Raw genomic sequence first — 23592 nt, 5'->3', positions numbered from 1 at the left:
GGGGCGAGGGCTCAGCCGGCGAGGCGGGTGAGCGCGGAGCGGATCTGGTCGGGGGTCATCGGGTCGGTGGACAGCGCGCTGTGCAGCACCAGCCCCTCGACGAGGGCGTCCACCTCCCGGGCGGTGACGGGGTCGAGGTGGCGCTCGAGACTGCGGCGGCTGCGGGACATCCAGTCCTGGGTGACCGCGCGCAGCGTCGGGTCCCGGGCCGCCGCGACGTGGAGCTCCACGGCCAGCACGAGGTCGCGCGAGGAGCCCAGCAGGTCGCCGGTGAGGTGCTCCACGAGCGCCTCGAGCGCGGCCGCCCGGTCGGGTGCGGCGCGCATCCGCTCGTCGAAGCGTGCGGCGACGGTGTCGACGTGCCGGGTGAAGGCCGCGGCCAGCAGTTCGGTGAGCGAGGCGAAGTGGTAGGTCAGCGAGCCCAGCGGGACGTCGGCGGCCCGCGCGATGGCCCGGTGGGTGGCGGCGGCGACGCCCTGGTCGGCGACGACGTCGAGCGCGGTGTCCACCAGCCGGTCGCGCCGGCCCGGGTCGTGCCGGCGGGGCCGCCGGGCCGGGACGCTCACGGCGCAGCCGGGTCCAGCGTGCGCACCACGCGGGCCGGGTCGCCCACGGCGACCACGTTCGCCGGCAGGTCGCGGGTGACCACCGCCCCGGCGCCCACGACGGTGTTCTCGCCGATGGCGACGCCGCCGAGCTCCACGTCGTCGCCGACGGTGATCGGCGCGACGTCGAGGGCGACCGGGCCGTGGTCGGCGGAGCAGCGGGCGCCGAAGCGCAGGTGGCTGCCGGAGTCGACGTGCAGCGGCGGGCGGATCTCGGTGCCCTCACCCGGCGCAGTCATAGGAACAACCGTACACAACGAGGCGCCGGAGCCGGGGCCCGCAGGCGGCGGGGCCGGTCGGCGCTAGGGTCGGCGGCCATGGTGACCAGGTCGCCGGGCAACCGGTCCGGACGGGGCGTGCAGGACCTCCAGCTCCCGGGACGGGCGGTCGCCGCGCTGGCCCGGGCGGGCGTCACCGAGGTCGCCGACCTCGCCGCGCTCACCCGCCGCGAGCTCGCCGCGATCCCGGGGCTCGGGCCGAGCACCGTCGCCGCGATCCGCGCCGTCGTGCCCGAGCCGCCGGCCCGGCTGCCGCGCGCCGAGCCCCTGCCGGAGCCCGAGGACGAGGGGCCGGCCTCGCCGGCGATCCCGTCGTTCGACTCCCTCCGGTCGCCGCAGCGGCGGACGGCGATCGACCTGCTGGTCCCCGGGACCGAGGGCGACCCGCCGCCGCCCGGCGACCCCGAGCCCGAGCGCTCCGTGCCGGACGCGCCCCCGGTGGCGCCCCGGCCGGCCGAGTGGGCCGACCTCTGGCGGCTCGGCTGGCGCGTGACCTGCTGGTGGGTGCAGCAGCCGGTGCGCACGGTGCGCCGCCTGCTCGGCTGAGGCCCGACGCGTGAAGATCCTGCTGCCCGACTCGATGCCGCTGGACCCGGCGCTGCCCGACGGCGTCGAGGCGGTGACCTACCCGGTCGCCGACCCGGTGCCCGAGGAGCACCGCGACGCCGAGGTCCTCGTCGTCTGGGGCAACGCGGCCGCGGACCTGCGCGCCGTCGCCGGGCGGATGCCCCGGCTGCGCTGGGTGCAGACCCTCGCCGCCGGGCCCGACGTCGTGCTGGCCGCGGGGTTCCCGGACGACGTCGTCGTCACCTCGGGGGCGGGGCTGCACGACGGCCCCGTCGTCGAGCACGCCGTGGCGCTGGTGCTCGCGCTGCTGCGCCGGCTGCCCGCGGCGCTCGCCGCGCAGGCCGAGCACCGCTGGGCCCGCGAGCTCGGCGGGCTGCAGCCGCTGCACCCCGAGGGCGCGGTGACCACGCTCATCGGTGCGCGGGTGCTCGTGTGGGGCTTCGGCTCCATCGGCCAGACGCTCGCGCCGGTGCTGCGCTCGCTGGGCGCCGAGGTGCGCGGGGTGGCGCGCAGCGCGGGGGAGCGCGGCGGCTTCCCCGTCGTCGCCGAGGACGCGCTGGCCGGCGAGCTGTCCCGCACCGACGTCCTGGTGATGATCCTGCCGTCGACGCCGGACACCGCCCGGGCCCTGGACGCCGGGCGGCTGGCCGCCCTGCCGCCGCACGCCCTCGTGGTCAACGTCGGGCGCGGCTCGACGGTCGACGAGCCGGCGCTCGTCGCGGCGCTGACCGAGGGCCGCATCGGCGGCGCCGCGCTCGACGTCACCGACGTCGAGCCGCTGCCGGCCGACTCGCCGCTGTGGGACGCGCCCGGGCTGCTGCTCACCCCGCACGCCGCCGGCGGCCGGCCGGTGGGCGCCGACGAGCTCCTGGCGGCCAACCTCGCCGCCTTCGTCGCCGGCCGGGAGCTGCGCAACGTGGTGCCGCGGGACTGACCGGCGCGTCGCCTGACGGGACCGTCGTGCCCCTCGCCGACACTGGGCCGGTGGAGCGGATCGTCCTCCGCCGCCGCGGGGACGCCGTCGAGGTGCGGCGGTGCCCCGACGCCGGTGCGGCCGAGGTCGCCCGGCTGCCCGCCGGCGCGCTCCCGGCCCTCGTCGCCGAGCGGGAGGAGGCGCCGGCGCCGGTGCGCTGGGTGTGGGACGACACCACCCGCTGGTACCCGGCGCTGCTGGCGGCCGGCGTCCGCGTCGAGCGCTGCACCGACCTGCGGCTGTCCCGCGCGGTGCTCCGCCGCTCGCCGTTCGCCGACCGGTCGCTGCTCGCAGGGGAGGACGCCGCCGGCTGGGACGCGCTGCAGCCGGTGACCGCCGCCGAGCACACGCTGTTCCCGCTGGCCGACCCCGCCGACCGGCTCGACCCCGCCGCCGAGCACGACCGGCAGCAGGCCGCGCTCGCCGCCTCGCCGCAGCGGGCCCGGCTGGAGCTGCTGCTGGCCGCGGAGTGCTCCGGCGCGCTGGTCGCCGCCGAGATGACCTCCGCCGGCCTGCCGTGGCGCGCCGACGTGCACGAGCGGCTGCTCACCGACCTGGTGGGCCCGCGGCCGCCGGCCGGCGCCCGCCCGCCGGTGCTGGAGCGGCTGGCCGCGGAGGTGCGGGCCGCGCTGGGTGCGCCCGCGCTCAACCCCGACTCGCCGGGCGAGCTGCTGCGGGCGCTGCAGGCGGCCGGGCTGGCGGTGGCCGACACGCGCTCCTGGACCCTCGAGCAGGTCGACCACCCCGCCGTCCCGCCGCTGCTGGAGTACAAGCGGCTGGCCCGGCTGCTGGCCGCGCACGGCTGGGCGTGGCTGGAGACGTGGGTGCGCGGGGGCCGCTTCCGCTCGGCGTTCCTGCCCGGCGGCGTGGTCACCGGCCGGTGGTCGGCGCAGGGCGGCGGCGCGCTGTCGGTGCCCGCGCAGGTCCGCCCGGCCGCGGTGGCCGACGACGGGTGGGCGTTCGTGGTCGCCGACGTCGCCCAGCTCGAGCCCCGGGTGCTCGCCGCGATGAGCGGCGACACCGCGATGGCCGAGGCGGCCCGCTCGGCCGACCTCTACCAGGGCATGGTCACCGGCGGGGCCGTCGCCACGCGGGCCGAGGCCAAGCTCGGGGTGCTCGGCGCGATGTACGGCGGCACCCGCGGGGAGAGCGGCCGCGTGCTGCCGCGGCTGGCCCGCCGCTACCCCCGCGCGATCGGCCTGGTGGAGGACGCCGCCCGCGCCGGCGAGCGCGGCGAGGTGGTGGCCACGCTGCTCGGCCGGGGGTCGCCGCCGCCCACGGGCGCGTGGGCGCAGCGCGGGGCCGACCTCGGCGAGGCGCCGGTCGACGAGGGCCCGCGGGAGGACCGCGACCGCGCCCGCCGGGCCCGGGGCCGGTTCACCCGCAACTTCGTCGTCCAGGGCACCGGCGCCGAGTGGGCGCTGTGCTGGCTGGCCGACCTGCGCAACCGGCTGTGGCGGCTGGGCGAGGGCCCCCTCGCCGAGCGGCCGCACCTGGTGTTCTTCCTGCACGACGAGGTCGTCGTGCACACGCCCGCGCACCTGGCGGGGGAGGTCGACGCCGCGGTGCGCGCCGCCGCGGCCACCGCCGGCCGGCTGCTGTTCGGCGGCTTCCCCGTCGACTTCCCGCTCGACGTGGCCGTCGTCCGCTCCTGGGCCGACGCGGGCTAGCCGGTGGCGGCCGCCCGCTCGCGCGCCGGCGCCGGCCGGCCGGTCAGCCCGGTGACGACGGCGGTCAGGAGGCAGACGCCGACGCCGACGACGGCCAGCGCCGTGTAGCCGCCGGCCGCGGGTGACCCCCCGCCCGCGGGCGTGGCGGCGGCCAGCACGGTGGCGGTGAGCGCGCTGCCGACGCTGAACCCGACGTAGCGCAGCACCTGGTTGAGGCTGGTCGCGCTGCCGGTCTCCGACGGCGGGACGGCGGCGACCACCAGCGCGGGCAGCGCCGCGAACGCCGCGCCCACGCCCAGCCCGGCCACCGCCATGACCGCGAACAGCTGCCACAGGTCGCTGCGAAGCAGCCCGAACAGCACGAACGCCGCGCCCTGCGCCAGCGCGGCGAGCGGCAGCACGCGGGCCTGCCCGGCGCGGTCGGCGACCACCCGGGCCAGGCGCCCGCCGACGACGCTGGCCGCCGAGAACGGGAGCAGCGCCAGGCCGGCGACGACGATCGACGTCCCGAAGCCGGCGCCGTCGGCCGGGGGCGCCTGGGCGATCACCGGCACCGCGGCCAGCAGCAGGTAGTTCGACAGTCCCACCAGCAGGGCGGAGGAGTGCGCGGTCAGCGCCACCCGGCCGCGGGCCAGCCGCAGGTCGACCAGCGGCTCGGGGGTGCGCAGCTCCCAGGCGGCCCACAGCGCGAGCGCGACCAGGGACGCGGCGGCCAGCGCCCACAGCAGCGGCGACGCCGGGCCCCACGTCTCGGCCTCGCCCAGCGCGAGCAGCAGCCCGGTCAGCCCGGCGCCGAGGAGCAGGGCGCCGACGACGTCGAGCCGCCGCCGGGGCGCCGCGGCCGGGGCGGGCAGGACGGCGGCCGCGGCGGCCAGCGCGGCGGCGCTCACCGCGGCCCCGGCCCAGAACGCGGCGTGCACCCCGCCCAGCTCGGCGACCAGCCCGGCCAGCGGGTAGCCCAGGCCCACGCCGGTGACCACGGTGACCGACAGCGCGGCGATGGTGGAGCGGGAGCGCTCGCCGGCCAGCGCCTCCCGCGCGGTGGCGATGGCCAGCGGCGTGAGCCCCAGCCCGACGCCCTGCAGGGCGCGGCCGGCGACCAGCCAGCCCAGGCCCAGCGGGAGAGCGGCCAGCACGCCGCCGAGGGTGACGACGGCGAGCACGGCGAGCACCACCCGCCGCCGGTGCGGCCCGTCACCGAGCCGGCCGACCACCGGGGTGGCCACCGCGCCCACCAGGAGCGTGACGGTCAGCGACCACTGCGCGTCGGGCAGGGCGGTACCGGTGGCCGCGGCGACGGCGGGGACCAGGGGCGCGCCCAGGCTGCTGATGACGGCGACGACCGTGCCGACGAAGACCAGGGTCGCGACCAGGGCGCGGGGGGAGCGGGGTGCCACGGTCCCAGCGTCCCAGGTCGTTGCAGACGGCAACCGGCGAGGCGGGCGCAGCGGGTCGGGGCAGCGGGTCAGAGCAGCCGGTCGAGGTCGTCGGGCCCGGGCCCGGTGCCGCCGGAGTCGCGCAGCGGGGAGGACTCGGGCCGGTCGTCGTCGGGCGGCTCGGGCGCGACGGGCCCCTCGGCGTAGAGGGTGGCGGGGTCGCGGGGGTCCATCTCCTGCCCGCCGGACCGGGCCGCGGCGACCACCTCGGTCAGGGTGCCGCCGTCGCGCGCGACCCAGGCGCGGCCGTCGTCGGCCAGCACGATCGGCCGCTGCAGCAGCCGCGGGTGCTCGGCGAGCACCCGGACCCAGGCGTCGGCGTCGTGGCGGGTCTCCCGCGGCGCGCCGGACAGCCCGAGCTCCCGGAACAGCGGCTCGGACGTCCGGGTGACGTCCCACGGCTGCAGCCCGAGCGCGGCCAGGGCGGCCCGCAGCTCGTCCTCGCTCGGCGGGTCGTCGAGGTAGCGGCGCAGCGTGTACCCGACGCCGGCCCGGTCGAGCTCGTCGCGGGCGGTGCGGCACCTCGAGCACGCCGGGTTGAACCAGACCTCCACGCCCCGACCCTAGGACCCCGGGTGGAGGGCCGCCGCGGAACTCTGCGACCGTTCCGAGAGCGCGGAACCGGACCGTCCGGGGGCCGCCGCGGACGCGAGGAGGCGCACGGATGGGCACCGACGTCACGGCGGTGGTGGAGCGGATCTACGGGGACGTGCTGCGGCGGAACAGGGGGGAGACGGAGTTCCACCAGGCCGTGCGCGAGGTGCTCGACTCGCTGGCCGTCGTCCTGGCCCGGCACGCGGAGTTCCTGGAGATGAAGACCGTCGAGCGGATCTGCGAGCCCGAGCGGCAGGTGGTGTTCCGCGTGCCGTGGCAGGACGACCGCGGCGAGGTGCACATCAACCGCGGCTTCCGGGTGGAGTTCAGCTCCGCGCTCGGCCCGTACAAGGGCGGGCTGCGCTTCCACCCCTCGGTCGACCTGGGGATCGTGAAGTTCCTCGGCTTCGAGCAGGTGTTCAAGAACGCGCTCACCGGCATGCCGATCGGCGGCGGCAAGGGCGGCTCGGACTTCGACCCCAAGGGCCGCTCGGACGCCGAGGTCATGCGGTTCTGCCAGTCGTTCATGACCGAGCTCTACCGGCACCTGGGCGAGTACACCGACGTGCCGGCCGGCGACATCGGCGTCGGCGCGCGGGAGATCGGCTACCTGTTCGGCCAGTACAAGCGGATCACCAACCGCCACGAGTCCGGGGTCATCACCGGCAAGGGCCTGGGCTGGGGCGGGGCGCTGGTGCGCACGGAGGCCACCGGCTACGGCGCCGCGTTCTTCGCCGACGCGATGATGGCGGCGGTCGGGGAGTCCTTCGACGGCAAGCGGGTCACCATCAGCGGGTCGGGGAACGTCGCCGTCTACGGCGTGGAGAAGGTGCACCAGCTCGGCGGCACGGTCGTCGCCTGCTCGGACTCCAGCGGCCACGTCGTCGACGAGGAGGGCATCGACCTCGACGTCCTCAAGCAGGTCAAGGAGGTCGAGCGGGCGCGGATCGCCGAGTACGCCGAGCGGGTCCCGTCGGCGTCCTTCGTCGAGGGCGGCAGCATCTGGGACGTCCCGTGCGACGTCGCCGTCCCCAGCGCCACGCAGAACGAGCTCGACGGCGACGCGGCCGCCGTCCTCGCCCGCAACGGGTGCCGCTACGTCGTCGAGGGGGCCAACATGCCCTCGACGCCCGACGCGGTCCGGGTCTTCCGCGAGGCCGGGATCGCCTTCGCCCCCGGCAAGGCGGCCAACGCCGGCGGGGTGGCCACCTCGGCGCTGGAGATGCAGCAGAACGCCTCGCGGGACCGCTGGACCTTCGAGCACACCGAGGCGCGGCTCGAGGAGATCATGCGGGCCATCCACGCGCGCTGCTCGGAGACCGCGGAGGAGTACGGCTCGCCGGGCGACCTGGTGCTCGGGGCGAACGTGGCGGGCTTCCTCGAGGTGGCCGAGGCGGTGCACGCCCACGGGCTGGTCTGAGCCGGCGGTGCCGCCACCCCCGGCGGTCGACCGCCGGCGCAGCGACGGTGGTCACTCGACGACGACCGTGTCGACTCGTTGTCACGATTGCATCACGACGGGTACCGTGGCGCCGTCCGGCCGGTCGTTCCGTCCCCCGACGGGGGAGCCCGGCGGACGCCGCCGAGTCGCCCTCCGGGGCGAGCCGGGGACCCACCGCACCACTGGGGTGAACCCCCGCCGGCCGCGTGCCGGAGGGGGCGGGCTGCTTGTCGCCCGAACCCGTCAGCTGACCCGGTAGGCGGCCACCGGAAGAACGGAGAGCCGCCCGATGGCGCGCGCCTGCCCTGCCGCACCCCCGCCTCCCCGGCCCTCCTCGACGCCGGCGCGCCCGCGCTGCTGACCGCCCGCGGCCGCCCTCCGCGGCCGCGGCCGCCCGGCCCCGCCGACCGCCTCCTGCGGCAGCCCCTGCGCTGCCGCGCCCGCACCCCCCGGAGCACCCCACCATGGACCCCCGCACGACCTCGTCCGGCCGCGCCACCCGATCGCGGCGGGCCGCCCGCCTCCGCGCCACCCGCCGGCCCGGCCTCCTGCTCGGTGCCGCCGCGGCCGGCGCCCTCCTGGTGAACGTCGTCGTCGGCGCCGACCCGGCGGCGCGGGCCGGCGCCGACACCCCGCGCTCGGTCGGCGTCGCCGCGGAGCTGGGCCTGACCGCGCAGTCGGGCGCGCTGGACGCCCCGGCCGACCTGCAGCCGCTGGAGGACCTGGCCGCCAGCCGCGGCAGCCGGGAGGTCGAGGAGGTCACCGCCCAGCAGGTGCAGGCCGCCGCCGACCAGGCCGCGCTCGACCAGCAGCGCGCCGCGGCCGAGGCCGCCGCCGCGGCCCAGCGCGCCGCCGAGGAGGCCGCGGCCGCCCAGGCCGCCGCCGAGGCCGCCGCCGACGCCGCGGCAGCGGAGGAGGCCGCAGCCGCCGAGGCCGCCGCGTCCGAGGCGGCGCCCGCCGCGTCGTCGTCCGGGTCGGCCGGTGGGTCGGCCGGTGGGTCGGCTGCCGGGTCGGTTTCCGGGTCCTCGACGGCGGCCACGGCCACCGCGCGCATCACCAACACCGCGGGCCCGGTGGCGGCCGTCGTCCAGGCGGCGGCGAACGCCGTCGTCAGCAACGTGGCCGGTGCCGGCTCGATCACCCTCGGCGGCACCCGGGCCAGCGCCGCCGACCCGGGCGGGCACCCCTCCGGCCTGGCCCTGGACTACATGGTCATGAGCGACACCGCGCTCGGGAACGCGATCGTGGCCTACCACGTCGCGCACTGGGACGAGCTCGGCGTCGACTACCTCATCTACCAGCAGGAGATGCTGAGCTCGCCCGGCGGCAGCTGGTCGGCGATGGCCGACCGCGGCAGCGCCACGGCCAACCACCTCGACCACGTGCACGTCAACTACGCGGGCTGACCCCGGAGGCCCGGGCGAAGGCGGTCGCCGTCCGGACCGCGACCACCGCGGGGTCGGCGTCCCACAGCGCGTGGGCGAAGACCTCCACCTCGACGTCGCCGCGGTAGCCGGCCGCCTCGACCAGGGCGCTGATCCCCGCCAGGTCGGCGTGGCCCTCGCCCGGCAGGCCGCGGGAGACCAGCACGTCGGGCCCGAGCGGGGTCACCCAGTCGGCCAGCTGGTAGCTCGCGATCCGCCCACCGCGGCCGGCCCGCGCCACCTGCGCCGGCAGGTCGGGGTCCCACCACACGTGGTAGGTGTCGACGACGACGCCCACCGCGTCGGCCGGGAACTGCTCGGCGACGTCGAGCGCCTGCGCCAGGGTGGAGACCACCCCCCGGTCGGCGGCGAACACCGGGTGCATCGGCTCGACGGCGAGCACCACGCCGGCCGCGCGGGCGTCGCCGACCAGGTCGCCGATCGCGTCGCGGGCCCGCTCCCGGGCACCGGCGAGGTCGCGGTCGCCGTCGGGCAGGCCCCCGGCGACGAGCACGAGGACCGGCGCCGAGCCGGGCGCCCCGGCCGCGGCCAGCGCGGCGGTCTCCTCGATCGCCCGCCGGTTCTCCGCCAGCGCCGCGGTGCGGGCCTGGCCGGGGGGCGCTGTGACGAAGCCGCCCCGGCACAGGCTGGACACGCGCAGGCCCGAGTCGGCCACCAGCGCGCAGGCCTTCTCCAGACCCACCTCGGCGACCGGCTCGCGCCACAGCCCGACCGCGCCGATGCCGGCCGCGCGGCTGGCGTCCAGCGCGTCGAGCAGGGACGCGTGCTTGACGGTGGCCTGGTTCAGCGACAGCCGCGGGTGCGCGCTCACGCGACCGGCTCCAGCACCGGGACCTCGACGCCGGCCAGCGCCAGCAGGCCGTTCCAGCGGCGGGCCGCCAGCTCCGGGTCCTCCAGGACGCCGGCCGCGTCGGCCAGCCGGACCACCTCCGACAGGTGCGGCAGGCTCCGGGCGCTGTGCAGCCCGCCGACCATGGCGAACGCCGGCTGGTGGCCGTTGAGCCAGGACAGGAAGGCGATGCCGGTCTTGTAGAAAGCCGTCGGCGCGGCGAAGACCTGCCGGGACAGCGCTTCCGTGGGCTCCAGCAGCCGCCGGTAGCCGGCCGGGTCGCCGGCGTCGAGGGCGGCGACGGCGGCACTCGCCACCGGCGCGATGGCGGCGAACGCCCCCAGCAGGGCGTGCGAGAACCGCTCGCCGTCGCCCTCGATCAGGTCGACGTAGTGGAAGTCGTCGCCGGTGAACAGGTCCACCCCGGCCGGCAGCCGCCGCCGCAGCGCCACCTCGGCGCCGGCGTCGAGCAGGCTCACCTTGATGCCGCGCACCCGGTCGGCGTGCCGCTCGAGGAGGCGGACGACGACGTCGGCGGCCGCGGCGGTGTCGGCCGAGCCGAAGTAGCCGCGCAGCTGCGGGTCGAAGGCCTCGCCGAGCCAGTGCAGCAGCACCGGGCCGCCGGCGCGGGCCAGCACCTCGGCGTAGACCCGCTCGTAGTCGGCCGGCCCCTCCGCTGCCCGCGCCAGGTGCCGGCTGGCCATGAGCACCACGCCGGCGCCGCGGTCCTCGGCGGCGTGCAGCTGCTCGACGTAGGCGTCGACCACCCGGGACAGCGGGACGACGTCGTCGGGGAGGTGGTCGGTGTTCACCCCGACCACCAGCGCGCCGCCCACCGACCGGGCCTCGGCCGCGCTGCGCCGCACCAGCTCGCGGGTGGCCGCCGCGTCGAGGCCCATGTTGCGCTGCGCGGTGTCCATCGCGTCGGCCACGCCCAGGCCCCACGACCACAGGTGGTGGCGGTAGGCCAGCGTGGCGTCCCAGTCGACGTCGGCCGGCGCGCCGGGGACGTTCTCCCCGGACACCCGGGGGACGACGTGCGCGGCGGCGTAGACGGTGCGCGACCGCAGCGGCGCCGTCGGGCGGCGCACCGCGGCCGGCTCGCCGAGCGGCAGCAGCCGGGTGCGCCCGTCGGCGCCCAGCAGGACGGCGGTGCTCATCGGGCCGGCACCCCCGCCTCGATGCTCACCCGGCGGCCGGTGCGCGAGCTCTCCAGGCCGGCCTCGGCCAGCCGCACGCCGCGGGCGCCGGAGGCGAAGTCGTAGGGGTGCGGGCCGTCCTCGACCACGTGCCGGACGAACTGCTCCCACTGCACCTTGAAGCCGTTCTCGACGGGGTCGTTGTCGGGGACCTCCAGCCAGCCGGCCCGGTAGTCGCGGGCGTCGGGGACGTCGGGGTTCCACACCGGCTTCGGGGTGGCGTTGCGCGGCTGGATGCGGCAGCCGAACAGCCCGGCCACGGCCGAGCCGTGGGTGCCGTCGACCTGGAACTCGACCAGCTCGTCGCGGTCGACGCGGACCGCCCAGCTGGAGTTGATCTGCGCGACCACGCCGCCCTCGAGCTCGAAGACGCCGTAGGCGGCGTCGTCGGCGGTGGCCGCGTAGGGCTCGCCGCGCTCGTCGACCCGGCTGGTGATGTGCGTGGTGGCCTTCGCGTACACCGACTCCACCCGGCCGAAGAGGTCCTCCAGCACGTAGTTCCAGTGCGGGAACATGTCGACGACGATGCCGCCGCCGTCCTCGGCCCGGTAGTTCCAGCTGGGCCGCTGCGCCGGCTGCCAGCCGCCCTCGAACACCCAGTAGCCGAACTCGCCGCGCACCGACAGCACCTGGCCGAAGAAGCCGGAGTCGAGCAGCCGCTTGAGCTTGAGCAGCCCGGGCAGGAACAGCTTGTCGTGCACGACGCCGTTCTTCACGCCCGCCGCCGCGGCCAGCTCGGCGAGCTCGACGGCCTCGGCGTGCGTCTCGGCGGTGGGCTTCTCGGTGTAGACGTCCCTGCCCGCGGCGATGGCCCGCTTGATGGCCGCCACCCGCGCGGAGGTGACCTGGAAGTCGGCGTACACCCGCCACCGCTCGTCGGCGAGCGCGGCGTCGAGGTCGGTGGTCCAGTCCTCGATGTCGTGCCGCTCGGCGATCTCCTGCAGCGCGGCGGCGCGGCGGCCCACGAGCAGCGGCCGGACCTGCACCCGCTCGCCGGTGGAGAGCAGGACGCCGCCCTGCTCGCGGATGGCCAGGATCGAGCGCAGCAGGTGCTGGCGGTAGCCCATCCGGCCGGTCACGCCGTTCATCACGATGCCGAGGGGTGCGGTGCCCATGGTGTCTCCTCGCGGTGGGGGAGCGCTGCCGTCGCGCGGCTGGAAAGCGCTTACCATCACCATAGGGGACGGGTGTGACGCAGGCAACCACCCGCGACCGTCGACCCGTCCCGGTCCCGCCCCCCGCGCGGGGGAGGTCGGGCCACCCGCGCGCCGCTAGACTGCGCCCGTGCAGCCCGGTGACGACCCGCGGGCCCGGCGGGGGCCGGGTGGTGTCACCCTGCGCGACGTCGCCGAGCGGGCCGGGGTGTCCCTGGCAACCGCTTCCCGCGTGCTCAACGGCAGCAGTCGCGTGGTCGGTCCCGACCTCGCCGCGCGGGTGGGCCGCGCGGCCGCCGAGCTGCGCTACGCCGCGAACGGCCCGGCGCAGGCCCTGGCCCGCGCCACCACCAACGTCGCGGGCCTCGTGGTCCACGAGGTCGACGACCCCTACTTCGCCTCGATCGCCGCCGGTGCGATGCGCGTGGCCACCGAGCACGGCCTGCTCACGATGATGGCCAGCACCTCCCGCGACGCCGGCCGCGAGGTCGAGTACGTGCACCGCTTCCAGGCCCAGCGGGTGCGGGCGGTGCTGCTCGCCGGCAGCGGGCGGGTCGGCGACGGCGAGGAGCTCGGCCGGGCGCTGGCCGACTTCGCCGACGGCGGCGGCCGGGTGGCCCTGGTCAGCGAGCACGACCTGCCCTTCGACACGGTGCTGCCCGCCAACCGGCGGGGTGCGGCGGCGGTGGCGCGGCTGCTGCGCGACCTCGGCCACCGCGAGGTCGGCGTGCTGGCCGGCCCGGGCGAGCTGCGCACGGTGGCCGACCGGCTCGCGGGCTTCCTCGACGCCTGGGAACAGCTCGGCGGCGACCGCTCGGAGCCGGTCGTGGTCGAGGCCGACTTCTCCCGGGCCGGCGGCCACGCCGCGACGCTGTCGCTGCTCGCCCGGGCGCCGCAGGTCACCGCCGTCTTCGCGCTCAACGACCTCATGGCCGTCGGCGCCCTCAGCGCGCTGCAGGCCGACCTGGGCCGCCGGGTGCCCGACGACGTCTCGGTGGTCGGCTTCGACGACCTGTGGTTCACCGGCGACCTGCAGCCGGCGCTCACCACGGTGCGGCTGCCGCTGGAGGAGATGGGCGCCCGAGCGATGGAGCTGGTCCTCTCCCCGGCGCCGGCCGACCCGCGCCGGGTGCCGGTGCCCGCGGAGCTCCTCGTGCGGGGCAGCACCGGCCCCGCCCGCCGGCCGGGCACCTAGACGGCGACGGCCGCCGCCCCCGGGTGGGGACGGCGGCCGCCGGGGAGTGCGGGTCAGGCGGTGCCGACCTCCACCCGGGAGGCCGTCCCGGTGGAGCCCGCCGCCGGGGCCGGCCCGTCGAGGTCGCGCAGGTCGGTGCGCGCGGTCTCCGGCGCCGACCAGGCGGCGATCGCCGAGACGACGCACAGGAGGAAGGTCAGCCCGCCGATGACCAGGGGCACGTTCGTCGACCCGGGCGGCGCGATGAACGCGAACACCGAGGGCAGGAAGGCCACCAGCATCAGGCCGACGTTCTGCGAGACCGCGAAGCCGGTGACCCGGTGGCGGGTGGGGAACAGCTCCTGGAAGTAGCTGGCGAAGGTGGCGTTCCACAGCTGGTAGAGCACACCGAACATGAGGATCGCCAGGACGACGGTCAACACCACGTTGGCCTGCCCGACGGCGTAGAGGTAGGCGAAGGACAGCACGCCGGCGCTCAGCGGGCCGACGATCATCAGCGGCCGGCGCCCCACCCGGTCGGACAGCTTGCCGAAGGAGGGGATGAGCACGACGGCCGCGACGTTGGCCGCCAGCGGCAGCCAGAGGTAGGTGGCCGCGCTCATCCCGACGCCGTAGGCCTCGTTGGTGGCGTACGCGGTGCCGAAGACGACGACGGTGGTGCCGACGACGTTGGCCAGGGCCATGAGCACGCAGCGGACGATCGTGCCGCCGCTCTCGCGGACGACGGCGAGCACGGGGGCCTTCGGCGCGGCGTCGCGTGCTGCCTCCTCGAGGAAGACCGGGGTCTCGGCGACCCGGCGGCGGATGAGGTAGCCGGCCACGATGACGACGAAGCTCAGCAGGAACGGGATGCGCCAGCCCCACGTCTGGAACGCCTGGTCCGACAGCAGCGCGGACAGCGGGATGAAGCTCGCCGCGGCGAGGATCGAGCCGGCCTGGGTGCCCTGCAGGCTGAAGCTGGCGTAGAAGCCGCGCCGGTCGGCGGGGGCGTGCTCGACGATCATCGCGCTGGCGCCGCCGAGCTCACCGGCGACGGCGAAGCCCTGGACCAGCCGCAGCAGCACCAGCAGCGCGGGTGCCAGCAGGCCGACCTGGCCGTAGGTGGGCAGGAGGCCGACGGCCAGCGTGGAGACGCCCATCAGCATCATCGCGAGCACGAGGACGTTCTTGCGGCCGTGCCGGTCGCCCCAGCTCCCGAGGACGAACGCGCCCAGCGGCCGGGCGACGTAGCCCACCGCGTAGGTGGCCAGGGAGGCGATGAGGGCCACCGTCGGGTCCTCGGAGGGGAAGAAGACGGCGGGGAAGACCAGCGCCGCGGCCTGCCCGTAGATCGCGAAGTCGTAGTACTCGAGCGTGCTGCCGATCCAGCCGCTCATCGCGGCCTTGCGGGACATGGCGCGGTCGTGGGCCGGGGGGCCCGACCGGTCGCGCAGCTCTCCGTGCATGACGCCTCCTGGGTGCTCGGCGACGGGTCGCCGGGTGCTGGGGCCGGGCTCCCGCGGTGTCCGCGCCGTCCCGGTAAACGCTTGCCGGGAACAGGGTGCTGTGACCCAGGGCACGTGTCAAGTGCGACGTGTGCTGCGCCTCACGGAGGCCCCGTCGCCTCAATGCGCACGGCACGGGACGCGCCGGCGCGGGCGGGACGGACGGCCGGCCCCGGAGCACGGCTCCGTGGCGAACGCGGCAGCCACGGTGAGCAACCGCTTTCCCGGGTGGCCCGCGCCACGCTACGGTGGCGGGCGACCGCCGAGCCGAGGAGACGCCGCATGGTCGCGCCGAGCCCCGACCGGGACCGCCCCGTCCCCGTCCCCGTCCCCGTCCCCGTCGTCCTGGTGGGCGTGCACGGCCACGGCCGCTGGCACCTGGACAACCTCGCCCGCGCCACCCGCGCCGGGGTGCCGGTGCGGCTGGCCGGCGTCTGCGACACCCGCCCGCTGACCGCCGAGCAGCGCGCCCTGGCCGGCGACGTCCCGGTGGGTGCCCGGCTGGCCGACCTGCTCGAGGCCACCGGCCCCGGCATCGCGATCGTCAGCACGCCGATCCACACCCACGCCGAGCTGGCGCTCACCGCGGCGCGCGCCGGGTCCGCCGTGCTGCTGGAGAAGCCGCCCACGCCCACGCTGGCCGGCTTCGAGCAGCTCGCCGCCGATCTCGCCGGCACCGGCCGGCCCTGCCAGGTGGGTTTCCAGAGCCTGGGCTCGCAGGCCCTGCCCCACGTGCGCCGACTCCTCGCCGACGGCGCGATCGGCGAGGTGCTGGGCATCGGCGCGGCCGGCGCGTGGCAGCGGGACGCCGCCTACTACGCCCGCGCGCCCTGGGCCGGCCGGCGCAGCCTCGACGGCGTCCCGGTGGTCGACGGCGCGCTGACCAACCCCTTCGCCCACGCCGTCGCCACCGCCCTGGCGGTCGACGGCGCCGCGGCGGTCGCCGACGCGCAGGTGGAGCTCTACCGCGCCCACCCGATCGAGGCCGACGACACCTCGTGCCTGCGGGTGGTCACCGACCGCGGCACGGAGGTCACCGTGGCCGTGACCCTGTGCGCCGACCGCGACGTCGAGCCCCACCTCGTCGTGCACGGCACCCGCGGGCGCGTCGTGCTGCACTACCGGCCCGGCCGGGTCCGCCTCGAGCGGGACGGGGAGGTGGAGACGACGGAACACCCCGCCACCGACCTGCTGGAGGACCTCGTCGCCGCCGTCCTCGAGCCGGGCCGCCCGGTGCTCGTGCCGCCGGCCGCGACGCGCGCGTTCATGCAGGTGGTGGAGGCGGTCCGCCTCGCCGACGAGCCGGTCGAGGTGCCGCCGGCGCACCGTCGCGCCGGGACGGCGGGCGCGCGCGTCGTCCCCGGGGTGGCCGACGCCGTGGAGCGGGCGGCCGCCGGCCGGCTGCTGTTCTCCGAGCTGGGGCTGCCGTGGGCGCGGGCCGGGGCGGGCGCCGCCCGTGGCTGACCGCCCGGCCGCCGTCCTGCGGGTCGGCGGGGTGGTGGTGGCCCGGTACCGCGACGGCCGCGACCTGGACCCGTCGCTGGCGCCCCGGCCCTTCCTGCACCCGGTCAGCACGCTGGGCGGGCTGCCGGTGACCGACGCGCTGCCCGCCGACCACCCGTGGCACCTGGGGGTGTCGGTCGGCATCCCCGACGTCGGCGGCGCCAACCTGTGGGGCGGACCCACGTACCTGCGCGACCGCGGCTACACCCCGCGCGCGGACCACGGCCGGGTGGAGTCCGCGCGGCTCTCCGCCCACACGGACGGCGGCTTCGACGAGGCGCTGCACTGGCTGGGCTCGGACGGGCGGCTGCTGCTCGGCGAGCACCGGCGGGTGCGGGCGCGCGCGGTCGCCGGCGGGTGGGAGCTGGGGTTCAGCACCGCGCTCACCAACGCCACCGGCGGCGAGCTGGCGCTGGGCAGCCCGGCCACGAACGGCCGCCCGGGCGCCGGCTACGGCGGGTTCTCCTGGCGGCTGCCGCCGGTGGCCCGACCGCACGTGCGCACGCCGGCGGCGGTCGGGGAGGAGGCCGTGCACGGCTCACCCGCGCCGTGGCTGGCCCTCACCGACCGGGCGGCCGGGTACACCGTCGTCCTGACCGGTGCCGACGACGCCACCCGCGCCGACCCGTGGTTCGTGCGCGTCGCCGACTACCCGGGCCTCGGGTCCTCGCTGGCGGCGCGCCACCCGCTGCGGCTGCCGCCCGGCGGCACCGTGCGGCGGGCGTTCCGCGCCCTGGTGGCCGACGGCGACCCCGGGGACGAGGCGATCGCCGCGTGGGCCGGGGTCACACGCGCGCGAGCAGCTCCCGCACCCGTCCGGTGAGCGGCGCGGTGGCCGCGGCGTCGGAGGAGGGCAGCGAGCGATCGGTGGACAGGTGCCGATCACCCGCCGGACTCCGCGGCCGGCAGGCAGGCCCCGGGGAACCGGACGTGCGCCCCTGGGCGTGGTGGAACAGCACGACCTCGGCCGTCAGCGGTGCTCCTCCCGGACGGCGCTGACGTAGACCTGACGGGTGCGCTCGGGCGGCTCCGGGGCGCCGCCGGCGAGCACCCGGCGCAGCTCGGCGCACACGCCGGACAGCAACGCGGGCGGGGTGTGGATGACCGAGTACCAGGCGAGCGCGCCGGCGAGCACCCCGTCGGCCAGCGGCAGCGCGGCCAGCGTGCCGACGGCCAGCGGGAGCCCGGGGGAGTCCCGGCGGGCGACCCGCAGCATGGCCGGCGAGAGGTCGACGCCGACGACGTCGAGCCCGAGCCCGGCCAGGTGCGCGGCCACCCGCCCCGTCCCGCAGCCGAGGTCGCCGACCGGCCCGCCGCCGCGCCGCTGCACCTGCTCGGCGAGGACGGCGAGCAGCGCCCGGTCCAGCGGCTTGCCGGCCAGCTCGTCGCGCGGCAGGTCGGCGTAGTCGTGCGCCACCGCGTCGTAGGCGGCGCGGGTGCGCGCCGGGAGGTCGGTCCCGCCGGCCGGCCGGTCACCGACCACCGGCCGGCCGGTCAGAGGCCGAGCTCGCGCGCGATGAGCATGAGCTGCACCTCGGTGGTGCCCTCGCCGACCTCGAGGATCTTCGAGTCGCGGTAGTGCCGGGCCACCGGGTACTCGTTCATGAACCCGTAGCCGCCGTGCACCTGGGTGGCGTCGCGGGCGTTGTCCATGGCGGCCTCGCCGGCGACCAGCTTGGCCACCGCGGCCTCCTTCTTGAACGGCAGCCCGGCGAGCATCCTGGCCGCGGCGTCGTAGTAGGCGGCGCGGGCGGCCAGGACCCGGGCCTCCATGCGGGCGATCTTGAAGGCGATGGCCTGGTTCTGCACGATCGGCCGGCCGAACGCCGAGCGCTCCCGCGCGTACCGCACGCTCTCGTCCACGCAGCCCTGCGCGGCGCCCACCGACAGCGCGGCGATGGCGATGCGGCCCTCGTCGAGGATGCGCAGGAAGTTCGCGTAGCCGCGGCCGCGCTCGCCGAGGAGGTTCTCCTCGGGCACCCGGACGTCGTCGAAGGACAGCGGGTGGGTGTCGCTGGCGTGCCAGCCGACCTTGTCGTAGGCGGGCTCGGCGGTGAACCCGGGCGTGGGCACCGGCACCAGGATCGAGCTGATCTCCTTGCGGCCGTCGGCGAGCTGCCCGGTGACGGCGGTGACGGTCACCAGCCGGGTGATGTCGGTGCCGGAGTTGGTGATGAACGCCTTGCTGCCGTTGATCGTCCACTGCCCGTCGGCGAGCACCGCCGTCGTCCGGGTACCGCCGGCGTCGCTGCCGGCGCCGGCCTCGGTGAGCCCGAACGCGCCCAGCGCCTGCCCGCTGGTCAGCAGCGGCAGCCACTCCTGCTTCTGGGCCTCGGAGCCGAACCGGTACACCGGCATGGCGCCCAGCGAGCACCCGGCCTCGAGCGTGATCGCCACGCTCTGGTCGACGCGGGCGAGCTCCTCGATGGCCAGGCAGAGGGCGAAGTAGTCCCCGCCCATGCCGCCGTACTCCTCGGGGAAGGGCAGGCCGAACAGGCCCATCTCGGCCATCCCCCGCACGACCTCGTACGGGAAGGTCTCGTCGCGGTCGTGCTGGTAGGAGACCGGCGCGACGACCTCGCGGGCGAACTCCTCGACGGTCTTCTTCAGCTGCAGCTGCTCGTCGGTCAGGCGGGTGTCGAGCACGTCAGGACTCCTGGTCCGTGGGGGCGGTGAGGGTGGGGGCGAGCGCCGCGAGGGCGCGGGAGGGGCTGGGGCGGCCGAGCTGCCCGGCCATCCAGAGGCTGGTGCGGGCCAGGGCCGGCAGGTCCACGCCGGTGTCGACGCCGAGCCCGTCGAGCTGCCAGACGAGGTCCTCGGTGGCGAGGTTGCCGGTGGCGCTGCCGGCGTAGGGGCAGCCGCCGAGGCCGCCGGCCGACGCGTCCACCGTGGTCACGCCGTGCTGCAGGGCGAGCAGCGTGTTGGCCAGCGCCTGCCCGTAGGTGTCGTGGAAGTGGACGGCGATCCGGTCGGCGCCCAGCCCCTCTCGGTCGAGCAGCGCCAGCAGCGCGGCCACCTGCCCGGGGGTGCCCACGCCGATGGTGTCGCCGAGGCTGATCTCGGCGCAGCCGAACTCGACCAGCCGCAGTGCGACGGCGGCCACCTGGTCCAGGGGCACCGCGCCCTCCCAGGGGTCGCCGAAGCACATGGACACGTAGCCGCGCACCGGCAGCCCGGCCGCGCGGGCCTGCTCGACGACGGGGGCGAACGCGGCCAGCGACTCGGCGACGCTGCGGTTGAGGTTGCGGCGGGCGAAGGACTCCGTCGCGGAGGCGAACACCGCGACCTCGCGGGCGCCGGCCGCCACCGCGCGGGCCAGCCCCTTCTCGTTGGGCACCAGGACCGGCGCCCGGGACGGCTGGTCGTCGCCGAGCAGCGCGAGCAGCTCCTCGGCGTCGCCGAGCTGGGGGATCCACCGCTTCGGCACGAAGCTGGTCAGCTCCACCGTGCGCAGCCCGGCGGCGACCAGCCGGCGGACGAACTCGGCCTTGACCTCCACCGGCAGCGCGGCGGCCTCGTTCTGCAGGCCGTCGCGGGGGCCGACCTCGTAGACCTCGACCCGCGGCGGCAGGCCGGCCAGCGGGGTGCTCACGACGCCTCGCCCGGGTGCACGACGGCGAGCTCCTGGTCGACGGCGACCCGGTCGCCCACCCGCACCGGGACGTCCACCGTGCCGTCGGCTGGCGCGGTCAGCGTGTGCTCCATCTTCATCGCCTCCACCACCACGAGGGGCTCCCCGGCGCGGACCACGGCGCCGGGGGTCACCGGCACCGCGACGACGGTGCCGGGCATCGGGCTGCGCACGGTGCGGTCGGCCGAGGCGGCGTCGGCGTGCAGCCGCGCGGGCGGCAGCTCGGCCAGCGCCGCGGTGACGCCGTCCACGTGCACCCAGGTGACCGCGCCGTCGACCGCCGTCCGGGCGTGCGCGGTGCGGCCGTCGACGGTGACCAGCAGGCCGCCGTCGACCGGGGTGCCGGCGACCACGTGCTCGTCCCCGTCGCCGACCCGCAGCCGGTCGCCGCCGGTGAGCGTGACGGTCAGCCGCTCGCCGTCGGGGCCGGCGAGGTCCCAGCGCAGCGGCGCGCGCCGGCCGCCGGGGCGCCAGCCGCTGGGGACGTCCCAGGGGTCGACGACCGGGCCGGCCGGCCGCAGCGCCGCCAGCCGGGACAGCGCGAACGCGGCGTGCGCCGCCACCGGCACGGGGGCGCCGGTCAGCCGGTCGAGCTCGCGCTCGACCAGGCCGGTGTCCAGCCGCCCGGCGCGCACGTCGCCGTCGGCGAGCAGCGCGCGCAGGAAACCGGTGTTGGTGCCGACGCCGAGGACGACGGTGCCGGCCAGCGCACGGTCGAGCCGGGTGAGCGCGGTGTCGCGGTCGGGGCCCCAGGCGACGACCTTGGCCAGCATCGGGTCGTAGGCGCTGCCCACCTCCAGGCCCGCGAGCAGGCCGCTGTCGACCCGCACCCCCTCGCCGGCGGGCTCGGCGAGCGCGCGCACCGTGCCGCCGGTGGGCAGGAAGCCGCGGGCGGGGTCCTCGGCGTAGAGCCGGGCCTCGACGGCGGAGCCGGTGAGCACGACGTCGGCCTGGCCGAACGGCAGTGGCTCGCCGGCGGCCACCCGCAGCTGCTGCTCGACCAGGTCGATGCCGGTGACCAGCTCGGTGACCGGGTGCTCGACCTGCAGCCGGGTGTTCATCTCCATGAAGAACGGCTCGTCGGGGGTGTCGCCGCCGACGATGAACTCCACGGTGCCGGCGCCGGTGTAGCCGACGGCGCGGGCGACGTCGACGGCCAGCGCGCCGTAGCGCTCGCGCTGCGCCGGGGTGAGCAGCGGCGAGGGCGCCTCCTCGACGATCTTCTGGTGCCGCCGCTGCAGGCTGCACTCGCGCTCGCCGAGGTGCAGCACGGTGCCGTGGGTGTCGGCGAGCACCTGCACCTCCACGTGCCGCGGGTTGCGCACGAACCGCTCGAGGAACAGCGTGTCGTCGCCGAAGCTGGTCGCCGCCTCGCGGCGGGCCGACACCAGCGCGGCGGGCAGGTCCTCGGGCCGGTGCACCAGCCGCATGCCCTTGCCGCCGCCACCGGCCGACGGTTTGACCAGGACGGGGTAGCCGACCTCCGCGGCCGCGGCCACCAGGTCCTCGTCGGTCATGCCGAGGTCGGCGCGGCCCGGGACGACCGGGACGCCGGCGGCGCTGACGGTCTGCTTGGCGCGGATCTTGTCGCCCATCACCTCGACGGCCTTGGCCGGCGGGCCGACGAAGACCAGCCCGGCGTCGGCGCACGCCTGCGCGAACGCGGTGTTCTCCGACAGGAACCCGTAGCCGGGGTGCACGGCCTGCGCGCCGGTGCGGGCGGCGGCGTCGAGCAGCCGCTCGATCGACAGGTAGGACTGCGCGGCCGGCGTCGGCCCGAGCCGGACGGCGACGTCGGCCTCGCGGACGTGGCGGGCGTCGGCGTCGGCGTCGGAGTGGACGGCGACGCTGCGCACGCCGAGGCGGCGCAGCGTGCGGATCACGCGGACGGCGATCTCGCCGCGGTTGGCGACCAGGACGGTGTCGAACACGGCGCTCACATCCGGAAGACGCCGTAGCCGACGTCGTCGAGCGGCGCGTTGGCTGCGGCCGACAGGGCGAGGCCGAGGACCGTGCGGGTCTCGGCCGGGTCGATGACGCCGTCGTCCCAGAGCCGGGCGGTGGCGTGGTAGGGGTGCCCCTGGCGCTCGTACTGGTCGCGGATGGGGGCCTTGAAGGCCTCCTCGTCCTCGGCCGGCCACTCCTCGCCGCGGGCCTCCAGGCCGTCGCGGCGCACCTGGGCCAGCACGCTGGCGGCCTGCTCGCCGCCCATGACCGAGATGCGGGCGTTGGGCCAGGTGAACAGGAAGCGGGGTGAGTAGGCCCGGCCGCACATCGAGTAGTTGCCGGCGCCGAACGAGCCGCCGATGACGACGGTCAGCTTGGGCACCCGGGCGCAGGCGACGGCGGTGACCATCTTGGCGCCGTGCTTGGCGATGCCGCCGGCCTCGTAGTCGCGGCCGACCATGAACCCGGTGATGTTCTGCAGGAACAGCAGCGGGATCGAGCGCCGGTCGCACAGTTCGATGAAGTGCGCGCCCTTCATGGCCGACTCGGCGAACAGCACGCCGTTGTTGGCCACGATGCCCACGGGGTGGCCGTGGATCCGGGCGAAGCCGGTGACCAGCGTCGGGCCGTAGAGCTCCTTGAACTCGCCGAACCGGCTGGCGTCGACGATCCGGGCGATCACCTCGCGGACGTCGTAGGGCGTGCGCGGGTCGGTGGGCACCACGTCGTACAGCGACTCCGCCGGGTGCAGCGGCTCCTCGGCGGGGGCCACGTCCCACGGCCGCGGGCTGCGCGGGCCCAGCGTGCCGACGATCCGGCGCAGCAGCCGCAGCGCGTGCGCGTCGTCGTCGGCGAGGTGGTCGGTCACCCCGGAGGTGCGGCTGTGCAGCAGCCCGCCGCCGAGGTCCTCGGCGCTGACGACCTCGCCGGTGGCCGCCTTCACCAGCGGCGGGCCGCCCAGGAAGATCGTGCCCTGGTCGCGGACGATGACCGCCTCGTCGGCCATCGCCGGCACGTAGGCCCCGCCGGCGGTGCACGAGCCGAGGACGGCGGCCAGCTGCGGGATGCCGGCCCGCGACATGGTGGCCTGGTTGTAGAAGATCCGGCCGAAGTGCTCCCGGTCGGGGAAGACCTCGTCCTGCAGCGGCAGGAAGGCGCCGCCGGAGTCGACCAGGTAGACGCAGGGCAGCCGGTTGTGCAGCGCCACCTCCTGCGCCCGCAGGTGCTTCTTCACCGTCATCGGGTAGTAGGTGCCGCCCTTGACCGTGGCGTCGTTGGCCACCACGACGCACTCCCGGCCGGCCACCCGCCCGACCCCGGTGACGATCCCGGCGCCGGGGGCGTCGCCGCCGTACATGCCGTGCGCGGCCAGCGGGGAGAGCTCGAGGAAGGGGCTGCCGGGGTCGAGCAGCGCGTCGACCCGCTCGCGGGGCAGCAGCTTGCCCCGGGACACGTGCCGCTCGCGGGCCCGCGCGCCACCGCCCTCGGCCACCCGGGCCAGCTGGTCGCGGAGGTCGGCGACGAGGGCGCGGTGCGCGTCCGCGTAGCCCGTGCCGCCGGGGGAGGAGCCGGCGACCGTCGTGGCCTCTCCCGGCTCGCTGTTAACCGTCGTTAACGCCACGCGCCGGAGGTTAACGCACG

General features: G+C 77.1%; 21 protein-coding genes and 1 riboswitch. Of the genes, 8 read left to right on the top strand and 13 right to left on the bottom strand.

What is annotated here, in order from left to right:
- Positions 1-11: 11 nt before the first annotated feature.
- Positions 12-566: a TetR/AcrR family transcriptional regulator gene (locus tag BLQ97_RS21640; protein WP_091368913.1), complete on the bottom strand. Its 555-nt coding sequence runs from the start codon at positions 564-566 to the stop codon at positions 12-14.
- Complete coding sequence (locus BLQ97_RS24325) at positions 563-844, bottom strand: LbetaH domain-containing protein (protein ID WP_217637313.1); 282 nt, start codon at positions 842-844, stop codon at positions 563-565. The genes BLQ97_RS21640 and BLQ97_RS24325 overlap by 4 nt, the downstream gene beginning before the upstream one ends.
- A gap of 78 nt (positions 845-922) precedes the next feature.
- On the opposite strand from BLQ97_RS24325, the gene BLQ97_RS21630 reads away from it, so the two are divergent.
- From BLQ97_RS21630 to BLQ97_RS21620, 3 genes are read left to right on the top strand one after another with little or no spacing between them, the layout of a single operon-like run.
- Positions 923-1429, top strand: a complete 507-nt coding sequence (locus BLQ97_RS21630) for a helix-hairpin-helix domain-containing protein (RefSeq protein WP_091368910.1) — start codon at positions 923-925, stop codon at positions 1427-1429.
- Between the two features lie 10 nt (positions 1430-1439).
- Positions 1440-2384, top strand: coding sequence for a phosphoglycerate dehydrogenase (locus BLQ97_RS21625; RefSeq protein WP_091368907.1), 945 nt, complete (start codon positions 1440-1442; stop codon positions 2382-2384).
- Positions 2385-2434: 50 nt separating this feature from the next.
- Entirely contained in the window at positions 2435-4093 is a 1659-nt protein-coding gene (locus BLQ97_RS21620) for a bifunctional 3'-5' exonuclease/DNA polymerase (protein ID WP_091368902.1), read from the top strand.
- Here the strand turns inward: BLQ97_RS21620 and BLQ97_RS21615 are convergent.
- Both BLQ97_RS21615 and BLQ97_RS21610 read right to left on the bottom strand, forming a co-directional pair.
- A complete protein-coding gene (locus BLQ97_RS21615; protein ID WP_245692604.1) occupies positions 4090-5490 on the bottom strand; it encodes an MFS transporter in 1401 nt (466 codons plus the stop codon). The two genes, BLQ97_RS21620 and BLQ97_RS21615, sit on opposite strands and share 4 nt — an antisense overlap.
- Before the next feature lie 68 nt (positions 5491-5558).
- Positions 5559-6083, bottom strand: coding sequence for an ArsC/Spx/MgsR family protein (locus BLQ97_RS21610; protein ID WP_091368895.1), 525 nt, complete (start codon positions 6081-6083; stop codon positions 5559-5561).
- A gap of 110 nt (positions 6084-6193) precedes the next feature.
- On the opposite strand from BLQ97_RS21610, the gene gdhA reads away from it, so the two are divergent.
- Together gdhA and BLQ97_RS21600 are read left to right on the top strand one after the other, a co-directional pair.
- Positions 6194-7543 carry an NADP-specific glutamate dehydrogenase gene (gene gdhA, locus BLQ97_RS21605; RefSeq protein WP_091368892.1) on the top strand — a complete coding sequence of 450 codons (1350 nt, stop codon included), beginning with the start codon at positions 6194-6196 and terminating at the stop codon, positions 7541-7543.
- Between the two features lie 160 nt (positions 7544-7703).
- Positions 7704-7826: riboswitch (cyclic di-AMP (ydaO/yuaA leader) on the top strand.
- A gap of 202 nt (positions 7827-8028) precedes the next feature.
- Entirely contained in the window at positions 8029-8970 is a 942-nt protein-coding gene (locus BLQ97_RS21600; protein ID WP_091368890.1) for a VldE C-terminal domain-containing protein, read from the top strand.
- Here the strand turns inward: BLQ97_RS21600 and BLQ97_RS21595 are convergent.
- From BLQ97_RS21595 to BLQ97_RS21585, 3 genes are read right to left on the bottom strand one after another with little or no spacing between them, the layout of a single operon-like run.
- Positions 8954-9820 (bottom strand): sugar phosphate isomerase/epimerase family protein, encoded by an 867-nt coding sequence (locus tag BLQ97_RS21595; RefSeq protein WP_091368888.1) that lies wholly within the window; start codon positions 9818-9820, stop codon positions 8954-8956. The two genes, BLQ97_RS21600 and BLQ97_RS21595, sit on opposite strands and share 17 nt — an antisense overlap.
- Positions 9817-10998 (bottom strand): dihydrodipicolinate synthase family protein, encoded by a 1182-nt coding sequence (locus BLQ97_RS21590; RefSeq protein ID WP_091368885.1) that lies wholly within the window; start codon positions 10996-10998, stop codon positions 9817-9819. Before BLQ97_RS21590 ends, BLQ97_RS21595 begins: the two co-directional genes overlap by 4 nt.
- A complete protein-coding gene (locus BLQ97_RS21585) occupies positions 10995-12152 on the bottom strand; it encodes a Gfo/Idh/MocA family protein (protein ID WP_091368882.1) in 1158 nt (385 codons plus the stop codon). The genes BLQ97_RS21590 and BLQ97_RS21585 overlap by 4 nt, the downstream gene beginning before the upstream one ends.
- 169 nt (positions 12153-12321) lie before the next feature.
- Here BLQ97_RS21585 and BLQ97_RS21580 point away from each other — a divergent pair, with 169 nt between their 5' ends.
- The gene (locus tag BLQ97_RS21580; protein ID WP_091368879.1) at positions 12322-13386 is read left to right on the top strand and encodes a LacI family DNA-binding transcriptional regulator; all 1065 of its coding nucleotides are present in this window, start codon (positions 12322-12324) and stop codon (positions 13384-13386) included.
- Between the two features lie 53 nt (positions 13387-13439).
- Here BLQ97_RS21580 and BLQ97_RS21575 read toward each other — a convergent pair whose 3' ends face one another.
- Complete coding sequence (locus BLQ97_RS21575) at positions 13440-14831, bottom strand: MFS transporter (RefSeq protein ID WP_091368877.1); 1392 nt, start codon at positions 14829-14831, stop codon at positions 13440-13442.
- Positions 14832-15152: 321 nt separating this feature from the next.
- Between BLQ97_RS21575 and BLQ97_RS21570 the strand changes: the two genes are divergently transcribed.
- Entirely contained in the window at positions 15153-16334 is a 1182-nt protein-coding gene (locus BLQ97_RS21570) for a Gfo/Idh/MocA family protein (protein ID WP_091368875.1), read from the top strand.
- Positions 16327-17196: a DUF6807 domain-containing protein gene (locus BLQ97_RS21565; protein WP_091368873.1), complete on the top strand. Its 870-nt coding sequence runs from the start codon at positions 16327-16329 to the stop codon at positions 17194-17196. Before BLQ97_RS21570 ends, BLQ97_RS21565 begins: the two co-directional genes overlap by 8 nt.
- A 147-nt stretch (positions 17197-17343) precedes the next feature.
- On the opposite strand, the gene BLQ97_RS21560 is transcribed toward BLQ97_RS21565, so the two are convergent.
- From BLQ97_RS21560 to BLQ97_RS21540, 5 genes are read right to left on the bottom strand one after another with little or no spacing between them, the layout of a single operon-like run.
- Positions 17344-17856 (bottom strand): class I SAM-dependent methyltransferase, encoded by a 513-nt coding sequence (locus BLQ97_RS21560; RefSeq protein ID WP_091368871.1) that lies wholly within the window; start codon positions 17854-17856, stop codon positions 17344-17346.
- Positions 17857-17867: 11 nt separating this feature from the next.
- Positions 17868-19019 carry an acyl-CoA dehydrogenase family protein gene (locus BLQ97_RS21555; RefSeq protein WP_091368868.1) on the bottom strand — a complete coding sequence of 384 codons (1152 nt, stop codon included), beginning with the start codon at positions 19017-19019 and terminating at the stop codon, positions 17868-17870.
- 1 nt (position 19020) lies between these two features.
- Positions 19021-19965 (bottom strand): hydroxymethylglutaryl-CoA lyase, encoded by a 945-nt coding sequence (locus BLQ97_RS21550; RefSeq protein ID WP_091368862.1) that lies wholly within the window; start codon positions 19963-19965, stop codon positions 19021-19023.
- A complete protein-coding gene (locus BLQ97_RS21545; protein ID WP_175471868.1) occupies positions 19962-21935 on the bottom strand; it encodes an acetyl-CoA carboxylase biotin carboxylase subunit in 1974 nt (657 codons plus the stop codon). Before BLQ97_RS21545 ends, BLQ97_RS21550 begins: the two co-directional genes overlap by 4 nt.
- Before the next feature lie 5 nt (positions 21936-21940).
- A complete protein-coding gene (locus BLQ97_RS21540; protein WP_139173782.1) occupies positions 21941-23572 on the bottom strand; it encodes a carboxyl transferase domain-containing protein in 1632 nt (543 codons plus the stop codon).
- Positions 23573-23592 lie beyond the last annotated feature (20 nt).

It is taken from the genome of Geodermatophilus telluris (assembly GCF_900102745.1).
Taxonomy (GTDB): Bacteria; Actinomycetota; Actinomycetes; order Mycobacteriales; family Geodermatophilaceae; genus Geodermatophilus; species Geodermatophilus telluris.
The sequence above is the reverse complement of the archived record's forward strand: the minus strand, read 5'-3'. Positions and strand labels throughout refer to the sequence as shown.